This is a genomic window from Pseudomonas sp. WS 5010 (genome assembly GCF_012985565.1).
In the GTDB taxonomy this organism is placed as follows: domain Bacteria; phylum Pseudomonadota; class Gammaproteobacteria; order Pseudomonadales; family Pseudomonadaceae; genus Aquipseudomonas.
Map to the genome: position 1 here is coordinate 862769 of NZ_JAAQWQ010000001.1, position 12551 is coordinate 875319.

Consider the following 12551-nt stretch of genomic DNA (forward strand, 5'->3'; position numbering starts at 1 on the left):
GATCTGTATTTATGTCATTTGATTGATTACTACAAACTGTTTATTGTCGCCGCGAATACACCCGGTATTGTCATGCCCCATGGATAAATGGATAGCGTTGGTCAAAGCCAACATGAAGGCCCGCCAGGTCACGCAAAACCAACTGGCCACGCGCCTGGGCATGTCCCAGGGCGGTGTTGCCCATTGGCTGGGCAAGCGCCGGGTACCGAGCCTCGACGACATGAACCGGGTGCTCGAGGAACTGGGCCTGGGTTACCTGGAAGCGGCACTGGTAATCCGCGAGAAGGGCGAGGCCCCGGCCGACGAAGCCGCGCCGGCCGTTCAATACAACCCGTATTTTCGCTACCCCGTGAGGGACTGGAAGCAGCCCGGCCGGGTCCATGAATCGCGGCCGGCCTATGGCCCTGCGCGTTTTGAGGCGAGTGACTACGACGCCGATGGCGAGGCGTTCTGGCTGCAGGTGAGCGGTGATGCGATGACGGCTCCGAGCGGGCCGAGCATCGCCGAAGGGATGATGATCCTGGTGGACCCGGCTCTCGCCGCCGAGCCCGGCAAATTGGTGGTAGCCCAATGGGCCGGCAGCAGCCAGGCGACCTTTCGCAAGTTGATCGAGGAAAGCGGCCAGCGTTACCTGATGCCGCTCAACCCGACCTACCCCAAGGCCCTGCTCACCGATGACTGTCAGATCATCGGCGTCGTGGTACAGGCCACGGTGAAGTTCTAGGCCAGGGCCTCCAGCTCCACCAAGGCGCTGCCTTCGCCGACCATTTCGCCTTCCTGGCAATACAGCGCCTTGACCACCCCCCCATGGGGCGCGCGGATGCTGTGCTCCATCTTCATGGCCTCGAGCACCACCAGTTGTGTGCCAGCCTCGACCGTCTGCCCGACTTCCACCAGCACCCGCACGATGCTGCCGTTCATCGGCGCAGTGAGGCCGCCCTGATGGGCCTGTCCGGCATCGACGGCGGCGATCGGATCAAACAGCGTCACGCCGCGCATCTCACCCTGCCAGCGCAGGAACAGCGTCTGCCCATGGCGCACGGCCAGGTGCGAGCGGCGGATTCCGGCATCCGCGATCACCAAGTGTTCGTCGCGCAGTTGCGGCACAGCGTGCGTTTGCAGCGTTACCAAGCGGTCCTGGCCGTCGCAGCTCAGGTGCAGTGAAGTCTCGGCGGGCAGGCCCGCACGAAAGCCCTGCGTCGCAGCCCACGGCGAGGCGGGGTCGTCGTCCCGCAGCCGAGGCAGTTGGCTTTGCATAAACGCGTGCCCAGCCGCGTGCCAGAACTCATCGCTCAAGGCGCTGGCGCCTGGCAGCAATTGCTCCTGATAGCGCGGGATGAAGCCGGTATCCAACTGCGCCGCAGCGAATGCCGGGTGGCCGATGATGCGCCGCAAAAAGCCCAGGTTGGTCTTCAAACCGCCGACCGCAAACTCGTCGAGCATGCTCAACAGGCGCAGGCGCGCCTGTTCGCGGTCCTCGCCCCAGGCAATCAGCTTGCCGAGCATCGGGTCGTAGAAGGGCGAAACGTCGTCGCCCTGCTCGACGCCACTGTCCACCCGGCGTCCCGGGCCTGGCGCCGATTCACGGTACAGCGCCAGATGCCCGGTGGCCGGCAAAAAGTCATTGGCCGGGTCTTCGGCATACAGCCGCACTTCAATGGCATGGCCGCGCAACGGCACCTGCTCCTGGGTGATTGGCAGCGGCTCGCCTTGCGCCACGCGAATCTGCCAGGCCACCAGGTCCAGGCCGGTGATGGCCTCGGTCACGGGGTGTTCCACCTGCAAGCGGGTGTTCATCTCCATGAAGAAGAATTCACCGCGCGCATCCAGCAGAAACTCCACGGTGCCGGCGCCCACATAGCCAATCGCCTGGGCGGCACGCACCGCTGCCTCGCCCATGGCCTGGCGCAGGGCAGGGCTGAGGCCGGGTGCCGGTGCTTCTTCGACGACCTTTTGATGGCGACGCTGGATCGAGCAGTCGCGTTCATTGAGGTACAGGCAATGGCCGTGCTGGTCGGCGAATACCTGGATCTCCACGTGGCGCGGCTTGATCAGGTATTTCTCCACCAGCATCTGCGCGTTGCCAAACGACGACAGCGCCTCGCGCTGGGCCGAGGCCAGGGCTTCGGCCAGTTGGCTTTCGTCCTCGACCACTTTCATGCCCTTGCCGCCGCCGCCGGCCGTGGCCTTGAGCAGCACCGGGTAGCCAATGCGCGCGGCGGCCTGGCGGAAGGTTTCCAGGTCCTGGCCGGCCCCGTGGTATCCCGGCACCAGCGGCACGCCAGCGGTTTCCATCAATGCCTTGGCCGCCGACTTGCTGCCCATGGCATCAATGGCCGAGGCAGGTGGGCCGAGGAAAATCAGCCCAGCCTCTTCAATTGCCCGCGCAAAACCCGGGTTTTCGGAAAGAAAGCCATAGCCGGGATGAATCGCCTGGGCGCCGCTGGCCTTGGCCGCGGCGATCAGTTTGTCGATCTGCAGGTAACTGTCGGCAGCCTTGCTGCCGCCCAGGTCCACCCGGATATCGGCTTCGCGGCTGTGGCGCGCATCGCGGTCCGTAGCGCTGTGTACGGCAACGGTGGTCATGCCCAACGCCTTGGCCGTGCGCATGACCCGGCAGGCGATTTCGCCACGGTTGGCCACCAGTACGCAGGTAATCAACGGTGCACTCATGAGCGCGGCTCCTGGGACTGCCAACTGGGCGCACGCTTGTGCAAAAACGCGCGCAGGCCTTCCTGGCCTTCGGCGCTGACGCGGATGCGTGAGATGGCATTTTCGCAGTAACGGCGCAACGCCGGGGTGAGTGCGCCGTTACCCACTTCGCGCAGTAGATCCTTGCTGGCGCGCATGGCGGCCGGGCTGTTGAGCAACAGGTTGGCGGTCCATAGTTCGACTTGCTGATTCAGCGCCTCAAGCGGGTAGCTTTGCGCCAACAGCCCGATGGCTTGCGCCTGCTGGCCGTCGAAGCGTTCTGCGGTCAAGGCATAGCGGCGTGCCGCACGCTCGCCAATCGCCTGCACCACAAACGGGCTGATGACTGCCGGTGCGAGGCCGATGCGTACTTCTGACAGGCAGAACTGCGCATCATCGGCGCCAATGGCCATGTCGCAGCAACTGATCAGGCCCAGCGCGCCGCCATAGGCCGCGCCCTGGACCACCGCCAGTGTCGGGATCTTCAGCTTGGCCAGGTTGTACATCAACTCCGCCAGCTCGCGGGCGTCGTCGAGGTTGGTGTGGTAGTCCAGCTCGGCCGACTGCTGCATCCAGGCCAGGTCCGCGCCGGCGCTGAAATGCTTGCCGCGCCCGCGTACCAGTAAAAAGCGCAGGGAGGCATCGGCCTGCACCTGGTCCAGGGCAATGATCAGCTCACGGATCATTTCGGCGTTGAACGCGTTGTTCTTCTGTTCCCGGCTCAACCACAGCGTGGCAAAGCCACGGGGGTCGTTGACCAGTTCAACGGTGTTGAAATCGCTCATGGGTGCAGCTCCAATTACATGCGGAACACGCCGAAGCGGCTCGGCTCGATGGGGGCATTCAGCGCGGCGGACAAGGCCAGGGCCAGCACGTCACGGGTCTGCAAGGGGTCGATGACGCCGTCATCCCACAGGCGGGCGCTGGAGTAGTAGGGGTGGCCCTGGGTTTCGTACTGGTCGAGGATCGGCTGCTTGATCTGCGCTTCGTCCTCGGCGCTGAACGCCTGGCCACTGCGCTCGGCCTGTTCGCGCTTGACCTGCACCAGCACGCCGGCGGCCTGTTCGGCGCCCATCACGCCAATGCGGGCGTTGGGCCACATCCACAAAAAGCGCGGGTCGTAGGCGCGCCCGCACATCCCGTAGTTACCGGCACCAAAGCTGCCGCCGATGATCACCGTGAATTTCGGCACCTTGGCGCAGGCCACCGCCGTGACCAGCTTGGCGCCGTGCTTGGCGATGCCACCGGCTTCGTACTTCTGCCCGACCATAAAGCCGGTGATGTTCTGCAAGAACAACAGGGGAATCCCGCGCTGGCAGGCCAGTTCGATAAAGTGCGCGCCTTTTTGCGCCGCTTCAGCGAAGAGGATCCCGTTGTTGGCGAGGATCGCGATGGGGTAGCCATGCAAATGGGCAAAGCCGCAGACCAGCGTGGTGCCGAACAGCGCCTTGAACTCATCGAAGACCGAGCCGTCCACCAGTCGCGCAATCACTTCGCGCACATCAAAAGGTTGCTTGGCGTCGGCCGGGATCACCCCGTACAACTCGTCGCTGGCGTACAGCGGCGCGACCGGCGTGCTCTGTTGCAACTGCCCCTGCTTGCGCCAGTTGAGGTTGGCAACGCTGCGCCGGGCCAGGGCCAGGGCGTGTTCGTCGCTGTCGGCGTAGTGGTCGGCCACCCCGGAGATCTTGCAGTGCACGTCGGCCCCGCCAAGGTCTTCGGCGCTGACCACTTCGCCGGTGGCGGCCTTCACCAGTGGCGGGCCGGCGAGGAAGATAGTCGCCTGCTGGCGCACCATGATCGCTTCATCGGCCATCGCCGGCACATAGGCGCCGCCAGCGGTGCAGGAACCCATGACCACGGCGATCTGCGGGATGCCTTGCGCGCTCATGTTGGCCTGGTTGAAGAAGATCCGCCCAAAGTGCTCGCGGTCGGGAAACACCTCATCCTGGCGCGGCAGGTTGGCGCCGCCGGAATCCACCAGGTAGATGCACGGCAGGCGGTTCTGTTCGGCGATGGTCTGTGCGCGCAGGTGTTTTTTTACAGTCAGCGGGTAGTAGGAGCCGCCTTTTACCGTGGCATCGTTGGCGACGATCATGCATTCCACGCCTTCAACGCGGCCGATCCCGGCGATCACGCCAGCAGCCGGTACGTCTTCACCGTAGACCTGATACGCCGCCAGTTGGCTGAGCTCAAGGAACGCCGAGCCCGGGTCGAGCAGGCGGTTGATGCGCTCGCGCGGCAGCAGCTTGCCACGGGAGGTATGACGCTCCTGGGCCTTGCTGCCGCCGCCTTGCTGGACCTGGGCGAGCAGGGTGTGCAAGGCATCGACCTGTTTGAGCATCGCCGCGCTGTTGCTGGCGAATTCCGCCGAGCGCGGGTTGAGTTGGGTGTGCAGGGTGGCCATGGTGCACTCCCTCAGCGGGTTTCGTTGAACAGTTCGCGACCAATCAGCATGCGCCGGATCTCACTGGTGCCCGCGCCGATTTCATACAGCTTGGCATCGCGCAGCAGGCGGCCTGCGGGGAATTCATTGATGTAGCCATTGCCGCCGAGAATCTGGATTGCATCAAGGGCCATCTGTGTTGCGCGTTCGGCGCTGTACAGGATCACCCCGGCGGCGTCCTTGCGCGTGGTTTCGCCACGCTCGCAGGCCTGCGCCACGGCATAGAGGTAGGCGCGGCTGGCGTTGAGCTGGGTGTACATGTCGGCGACCTTGCCCTGGATCAACTGGAACTCACCGATGCTCTGGCCGAACTGCTTGCGGTCGTGGATGTAGGGGACGATCAGGTCCATGCAGGCCTGCATGATCCCGGTAGGGCCACCGGAGAGCACCACGCGTTCGTAGTCCAGGCCGCTCATCAGCACTTTGACCCCGCCATTGAGCGCGCCGAGGATGTTTTCTTCGGGCACTTCGACGTCATCGAAAAACAGCTCGCAGGTGTTGGAGCCGCGCATGCCCAGCTTGTCGAACTTGTTGCTGCGGCCAAAACCCTTGGCGTCGCGCTCGACGATAAACGCGGTAATGCCGTGGGCGCCTTTTTCCAGGTCGGTCTTGGCGTAGATCACATAGGTGTGGGCATCGGGGCCGTTGGTGATCCAGGTCTTGCTGCCGTTGAGCACATATATGCTGCCACGCTTGTCGGCGCGCAGCTTCATCGACACCACATCGGAACCGGCATTCGGCTCGCTCATGGCCAGGGCGCCAATGTGCTCGCCGCTGATCAGCTTGGGCAAGTACTTGAGTTTTTGCTCGTGGTTGCCGTTGCGGTTGATCTGGTTGACGCACAGGTTGGAGTGCGCGCCGTAGGACAGCGCCACCGAGGCCGAGCCACGGCTGATTTCTTCCATGGCCACCACGTGGGCCAGGTAACCCAGGCCGGCACCGCCGTATTCTTCCGGCACGGTGATGCCCAATAGGCCCATATCACCGAACTTGCGCCACATATCCACGGGGAACAGGTTGTCGATATCAATCTGCGCTGCCCGTGGCGCCAGCTCCTTGGCCACGAAGGCCTGCACCTGGTCGCGCAGCATGTCGATGGTTTCACCGAGGGCGAAGTTCAGGGTCGGGTAACTCATGGGAGGGCACCTATAAACATTATTGTTGTGGGGCTGGCGACGCCATTGGGCGATCACCTTTACGTTAACGTAAACTTGCGTTGCATGACTGTCAATCGTAGCTTACGTTAACGTCAAGCTCGCGCCTGACCGGCGCACCGTCCACCTACAAAAAAGACAATAGGGGTCGTCATGGATCAACCGAATCAGAGCTACAGCCGTGGCCCACAGGACAGGGCCCTGTTGGCCATGACCATCGGCCAGGCATTTGACCGCACCGTGGCGCAGCACCCGGAGGGCGAGGCCCTGGTGGTGCGCCATCAGCAACTGCGCTACACCTGGCGGCAACTGGCCGAAGCCGTGGACCTGCATGCACGCGGGCTGCTGGCCCTGGGGTTACAGGCCGGGGATCGCCTGGGCATCTGGGCGCCGAACTGCGCCGAGTGGTGCATCAGCCAGGTGGCCAGCGCCAAGCTCGGGGTGATCCTGGTCAACATCAACCCGGCCTACCGCAGCAGTGAACTGGAATACGTGCTCAAGCAGTCGGGTTGCCAGTGGTTGATCTGTGCCGGCGCGTTCAAGTCCTCCGACTACCACGGGATGCTGCAGGCGCTGGTGCCGGAACTGGCGGAGCAGGGCATCGGCCAGTTGCGCTGTGATCTGTTGCCGCAACTGCGCGGGGTGATCAGCCTGGAGGCGCGACCGCCCTCGGGGTTCCTGCCCTGGTCGCAATTGTCGGCTCTGGGGACGGGTACACCCCCGGAACAATTGCACCACCGCGAGGCCTGCCTGCACTTCGATCAAGCCGTCAACATCCAGTACACCTCCGGTACCACGGGCTTCCCCAAGGGCGCCACCCTCAGTCATCACAACATCCTCAACAACGGCTACATGGTCGGCGAAAGCCTGGGCCTGACCGCGCAGGATCGCCTGGTGATCCCGGTGCCGCTCTACCATTGCTTTGGCATGGTCATGGGCAACCTGGGCTGCATCACCCATGGCACCACCATGATCTATCCCAATGATGGCTTCGACCCGCTACTGACCCTGGCCGCCGTGGCCGAAGAACGCGCTACCGGCCTGTACGGCGTACCGACGATGTTTATCGCGGTGCTCGATCATCCGCAACGCAGCACGTTCGACCTGTCGACCCTGCGCACCGGGATCATGGCCGGCTCCACCTGCCCGATCGAGGTGATGCGCCGGGTGATCAGCGACCTGCACATGAGCGAAGTGCAGATTGCCTACGGCATGACCGAGACCAGCCCGGTGTCGTTGCAGACCGGTGCGGATGACGACCTGGAGCGGCGCGTGACGACGGTCGGGCGCACCCAGCCCCAGTTGGAAAGCAAGATCATCGACGAAGCCGGCAACACCGTGCCGCGTGGGCAGATCGGCGAGTTGTGCACCCGAGGCTACAGCGTGATGCTCGGCTACTGGAACAACCCCGAGGGCACCCGCGAAGCCATCGACGACGCCGGCTGGATGCACACCGGCGACCTGGCGACCATGGATGAGCAGGGTTACGTGTGCATCGCCGGGCGTAACAAAGACATGATCATTCGCGGTGGCGAAAACGTGTACCCACGGGAGCTGGAGGAGTTCTTCTTCACCCACCCGGCGGTGGCGGATGTGCAGATCATCGGCATTCCCGACGAGCGTTACGGCGAAGAGATCGTGGCCTGGATCAAGTTCCACCCGGGGCAGGTGGCCAACGAGCTGGAACTGCAAACCTGGTGCAAGGGGCGCATTGCACACTTCAAGACGCCGAAGCATTTCCGGTTTGTCGAAGAGTTTCCGATGACGGTGACGGGGAAGATCCAGAAGTTCCGCATGCGTGAGATCACGATCGAGCAACTGCGAACGCTGAAACCCTGATCGCCCCGATCTAAAGGGTGGGAGCTGGCTTGCCTGCGATTGCGGTTTATCAGTCAACAATTAAGTAGCTGACACACCGCTATCGCAGGCAAGCCGGCTCCCACATTAACGGTGGCGTGTCAGTCGGTATTGTTTTCATCCAGACAGCACAAAGGGGAGCCGAAGCTCCCCTTTAATTTGTTGTTACGTGCTCTTTTTTTATTATTGAGGGGCGGTCTGTTGTTGTTTTTGGCAACCGTGGCCCTTTACCGCTGTTTTTGGCGACCCCCATCCGGGGTCAAGAGCAAACGTATTTTTTTGAGCGCTGATCTGCTTCTTCGCACGCGATCCAACCAGTGGGTAGCTACCTTGAGGTAGTTTTATTGTTCTCTGCCCGGTTGCGAGTGGCGGCTTGCGCCGTACCCTGCGAAGCACATCTTCTCCAAAAAAATCTGTTAGCTGCGTCTCTGCCGTGTTGTTTTTGTTATGTCAGAGTCGTTACGTCTTATTTTTATTAGGTTTGGTGCTTTTTATTCTTGTTATGCCATAGAGATAGCAGAAGCCGTGCCAACTTTTAAAAGTCCTTTAAAATCAATGGCTTGATTTTTATGGGGGAAATTTACTTCAGAAAATGCGACAAGATATGTTCCCGTGTTACCCGATGTGTAGCCGCGAGGTAACACAAGCGCTACTCAATGGGCATTGCGGGCCCTGGCCACGCGTGAGCCGGTAGGGCGGCCCAGGACCGTACAGATCTGCTGGCCCGCCACAATCAACTGGTCCATGTCGATACCGGTCTCGATGCCCAGGCCATCGAGCAGGTACAGCACGTCCTCGGTGGCCACGTTACCGCTGGCGCCCTTGGCATAGGGGCAGCCGCCAAGGCCGGCGATAGAGCTGTCGAACACCTGTATACCTTCCAGCAGGCTGGCATAGACATTGGCGATGGCCTGGCCGTAGGTGTCATGGAAATGCCCGGCGAGCTTTGCCCGTGGCACGTCCTTGCCCACCACCTCGAACATGCGCCGCGTAGCCCCTGCGGTGCCGGTGCCGATGGTGTCGCCCAACGACACCTCGTAACAGCCCATGGCATACAGCTCACGGGCCACGGCGGCCACTTGCTCCGGCGCAACCCGGCCTTCGTAAGGGCAACCCAGCACACAGGACACATAGCCGCGCACACTCACACCATGCTGCTGCGCCGCGGCCATGATCGGCGCAAAGCGCTCCAGGCTCTCGCTGATGGAGCAGTTGATATTGCGCTGGGAAAACGCCTCGGACGCCGCCGCAAAAACCGCGACTTCCTTGACCCCGGCCGCCAGCGCGTCCTCGAACCCACGCAGGTTCGGCGCCAGCGCGCCGTAGATCACGCCGGGCTTGCGCTGGATCTGTGCAAACACTTCGGCGGAGCCGGCCATTTGCGGCACCCACTTGGGCGAGACAAAACTGCCGACTTCGATGTAACCCAGGCCTGCCGCACTGAGGGCATCGACCAGTTGCACCTTGTCGGCCACGCTGATCGGCTGTGCTTCGTTTTGCAGGCCGTCGCGCGGGCCGACTTCGACCAGGCGCACATGAGAGGGGAGAGACATGGGATCTACCTTTTTATTGGGGTTGGCCGACCTGGCTCTGGATCGTCTGTTCCAGGGCCTGGGTGCAACGTTCTTCGGCGGTGTCCAGTTCCAGCTTCATCTGTTCGATGTCCAGCAACTGTTGTTCCAACTGCTCACGGCGTTCGCTGATCTTCGCCAGCATGCTGTGCAATTGCTTTTGATTGCCGCTGCTGGGGTCGTAGAGCTCGATCAGTTCGCGGCATTCGGCCAGGGAAAAACCGATGCGCTTGCCACGCAGGATCAGCTTGAGGCTGACTTTGTCCCGGGGCGAATAGATACGCTCCTGGCCTCGGCGTTCAGGGCTCAAGAGGCCTTGTTCTTCATAGAAACGAATGGCCCGGGTGGTGATGTCCAACTCGCGGGCCAGGTCGGAGATGCTGTAGGTCGTGCTCATGGTCGCGCTCAAGGAGGGTCTTGGCGCTACGCTAATGGCTGCTTGACGTAAACGTCAAGCAAATCACCACCTACGCGTTATCCAACTTCTTCTCGCGCGCCGTGACCTGCTGGCACAACTCGATCATCTGCTCGCGCATCCAGCGGTTGGCCGGGTCCTGGTCGGTGCTTTCATGCCAGTACAGGTGGGTTTCCACTGGCGGCACATCATTGACCGGCAGGTTGAATGAGTGCAGATCGTTACGCCGTGCAAAGCGCTCGGGCACGGTCATCACCATATCGGTCTGCTGCAGGACCTGGGAGGCCATCAGGTAATGCTGGGAGCGCAGGGCGATCTTGCGCTGGATCCCCATTTTGCCCAGGGCCAGGTCGACGTGGCCCAGGCCATTGCGCCGGCTGGAAATATGGATATGGGTCAGCGCCAGGTAGTCATCGAGGCTGAATTTTTCCTTGCCCGCCATCGGGTGGCCCTTGCGCATGGCACACACGTAGCGGTCCTCCATCAGCTTGACGTGGCGCACTTGCGGGTCGGTGTTGAGCGGCGCGTCCACCGCAAAATCCAGGCGGCCGGCGGCCAGTTCCTTGGTGGTTTCCCGACGTTTGGACAAAAAGCTCTCGATGATCACCGTGGGCGCCAGGCGGCGCAGGCGCTGGAACAGCGGCGGCAGGATCACCGCTTCAGTGAGGTCGGTCATGCTGATGCGGTAGGTCTTGGCCGCCTGTAACGGGTTGAAGATCCGGCTTTCCTGCACCGACACCCGCAGCAACGACAAGGCGTTGCGCACCGGGCCAATGATGTTCTGGGCCATCGGAGTCGGCACCATGCCCTGGGCGGTGCGCACGAACAACGGGTCGTTGAAGGTCTCGCGCAGGCGTGCCAGGGCGTTGGAAACCGCCGGCTGGGTGATGCCGACGATCTGCCCGGCGCGGGTCAGGTTGGCTTCGGTGTAGATCGCGTCAAACACGATGAAAAGATTGAGGTCGACCTTGCTCAGATTCATTTCGTTGCGCTCTTCTTGTTAGGTTTTCATGCGCCGATCATATATCGGTGATGAATGTTAATACACGCCGAGAATAGGCTAGGTAAATTATCAACGCTGTTCTAGCATCGATTGCATGACCTAAACAACCTCTCCAAGAAGGGAGCTGCTCATGGATTTTGCCTATTCGCCCAAGGTTCAGGAACTGCGTGAACGCGTTACCGCGTTTATGGATGCTTACGTGTACCCCGCCGAGCCGGTGTTCGAGCGCCAGGTCAGCGAAGGTGATCGCTGGCAGCCCACCGCCATCATGGAAGAGCTCAAGGCCAAGGCCAAGGCCGAAGGCCTGTGGAACCTGTTCCTGCCGGAGTCCGAACTGGGCGCCGGCCTGACCAACCTGGAATACGCGCCGCTCGCCGAAATCATGGGCCGCTCCCTGCTGGGGCCGGAGCCGTTCAACTGCTCGGCGCCCGACACCGGCAACATGGAAGTGCTGGTGCGCTATGCCAACGAAGAGCAGAAGCAACGTTGGCTGGAGCCGCTGCTGCGCGGCGAGATCCGCTCGGCATTCGCCATGACCGAACCGGATGTGGCGTCTTCCGACGCCACCAACATGGCCGCCCGCGCCGAGCGCCAGGGTGACGAGTGGGTGATCAACGGGAAGAAGTGGTGGACCTCCGGCGCGTGCGACCCGCGTTGCAAGATCTTGATCTTCATGGGCCTGAGCAACCCGGATGCGCCACGCCACCAGCAGCACTCGATGATCCTGGTGCCGGTGGATGCACCGGGGGTGAAAATCGTCCGGCCGCTGCCGGTGTTCGGCTACGACGACGCGCCCCACGGCCATGCCGAAGTGCTGTTCGACAACGTGCGTGTGCCGTACGAAAACGTCCTGTTGGGTGAGGGTCGCGGCTTTGAAATTGCCCAGGGGCGCCTTGGCCCGGGCCGTATCCACCACTGCATGCGCTCCATCGGCATGGCTGAACGCGCCCTGGAATTGATGTGCAAACGCTCGGTCAGCCGCACCGCCTTTGGCAAGCCGTTGGCACGCCTGGGTGGCAATATCGACAAAATCGCCGACTCGCGGATGGAAATCGACATGGCGCGCCTGCTGACGTTGAAGGCGGCCTACATGATGGATACGGTCGGCAACAAAGTGGCGAAAAGTGAAATCGCCCAGATCAAGGTGGTGGCGCCGAATGTGGCCTTGAAGGTGATTGACCGGGCGATCCAGATCCACGGCGGTGCCGGGGTCTCCAATGACTTCCCGCTGGCCTATATGTACGCCATGCAGCGCACCCTGCGCCTGGCCGACGGCCCGGATGAAGTGCACCGGGCGGCCATTGGCAAGTTCGAGATTGGCAAGTATGTGCCTAAAGAGCTGATGCGCAGCGGCCAGTAGGACCGCGTCGCCTGCATCGCGGGCAAGCCCGCTCCCACACTGACCTCTGTGGGA

At 62.3% G+C, this 12551-nt stretch carries 10 protein-coding genes; 3 read left to right on the forward strand and 7 right to left on the reverse strand.

The window, feature by feature from the left end; all coding sequences use genetic code 11:
* Window positions 1–79: 79 nt before the first annotated feature.
* Window positions 80–724, forward strand: a complete 645-nt coding sequence (locus HBO11_RS04165) for an XRE family transcriptional regulator (protein ID WP_169954375.1) — start codon at window positions 80–82, stop codon at window positions 722–724.
* On the opposite strand, the gene HBO11_RS04170 is transcribed toward HBO11_RS04165, so the two are convergent.
* From HBO11_RS04170 to HBO11_RS04185, 4 genes are read right to left on the reverse strand one after another with little or no spacing between them, the layout of a single operon-like run.
* A complete protein-coding gene (locus tag HBO11_RS04170) occupies window positions 721–2673 on the reverse strand; it encodes an acetyl/propionyl/methylcrotonyl-CoA carboxylase subunit alpha (RefSeq protein WP_169954374.1) in 1953 nt (650 codons plus the stop codon). The two genes, HBO11_RS04165 and HBO11_RS04170, sit on opposite strands and share 4 nt — an antisense overlap.
* Complete coding sequence (locus tag HBO11_RS04175) at window positions 2670–3476, reverse strand: gamma-carboxygeranoyl-CoA hydratase (RefSeq protein ID WP_169954373.1); 807 nt, start codon at window positions 3474–3476, stop codon at window positions 2670–2672. The genes HBO11_RS04170 and HBO11_RS04175 overlap by 4 nt, the downstream gene beginning before the upstream one ends.
* 14 nt (window positions 3477–3490) lie before the next feature.
* Complete coding sequence (locus HBO11_RS04180) at window positions 3491–5098, reverse strand: carboxyl transferase domain-containing protein (protein ID WP_169954372.1); 1608 nt, start codon at window positions 5096–5098, stop codon at window positions 3491–3493.
* Window positions 5099–5109: 11 nt separating this feature from the next.
* Window positions 5110–6273 (reverse strand): isovaleryl-CoA dehydrogenase, encoded by a 1164-nt coding sequence (locus HBO11_RS04185; RefSeq protein WP_169954371.1) that lies wholly within the window; start codon window positions 6271–6273, stop codon window positions 5110–5112.
* Between the two features lie 171 nt (window positions 6274–6444).
* Between HBO11_RS04185 and HBO11_RS04190 the strand changes: the two genes are divergently transcribed.
* Window positions 6445–8130 carry an AMP-binding protein gene (locus HBO11_RS04190; protein WP_169954370.1) on the forward strand — a complete coding sequence of 562 codons (1686 nt, stop codon included), beginning with the start codon at window positions 6445–6447 and terminating at the stop codon, window positions 8128–8130.
* Window positions 8131–8801: 671 nt separating this feature from the next.
* Here HBO11_RS04190 and HBO11_RS04195 read toward each other — a convergent pair.
* The 3 genes from HBO11_RS04195 to HBO11_RS04205 all read right to left on the reverse strand — a co-directional run bounded on the left by HBO11_RS04195 (window position 8802) and on the right by HBO11_RS04205 (window position 11116).
* On the reverse strand, window positions 8802–9701 hold the full coding sequence (locus tag HBO11_RS04195) for a hydroxymethylglutaryl-CoA lyase (RefSeq protein WP_169954369.1): 900 nt from the start codon (window positions 9699–9701) through the stop codon (window positions 8802–8804).
* Between the two features lie 13 nt (window positions 9702–9714).
* Complete coding sequence (locus tag HBO11_RS04200; protein WP_154220670.1) at window positions 9715–10116, reverse strand: MerR family DNA-binding transcriptional regulator; 402 nt, start codon at window positions 10114–10116, stop codon at window positions 9715–9717.
* Between the two features lie 70 nt (window positions 10117–10186).
* Window positions 10187–11116 carry a LysR family transcriptional regulator gene (locus HBO11_RS04205; RefSeq protein WP_169954368.1) on the reverse strand — a complete coding sequence of 310 codons (930 nt, stop codon included), beginning with the start codon at window positions 11114–11116 and terminating at the stop codon, window positions 10187–10189.
* A 151-nt stretch (window positions 11117–11267) separates the two neighbouring features.
* Between HBO11_RS04205 and HBO11_RS04210 the strand changes: the two genes are divergently transcribed.
* The gene (locus HBO11_RS04210; RefSeq protein WP_029298342.1) at window positions 11268–12497 is read left to right on the forward strand and encodes an acyl-CoA dehydrogenase; all 1230 of its coding nucleotides are present in this window, start codon (window positions 11268–11270) and stop codon (window positions 12495–12497) included.
* The last annotated feature ends 54 nt before the right edge of the window (window positions 12498–12551 follow it).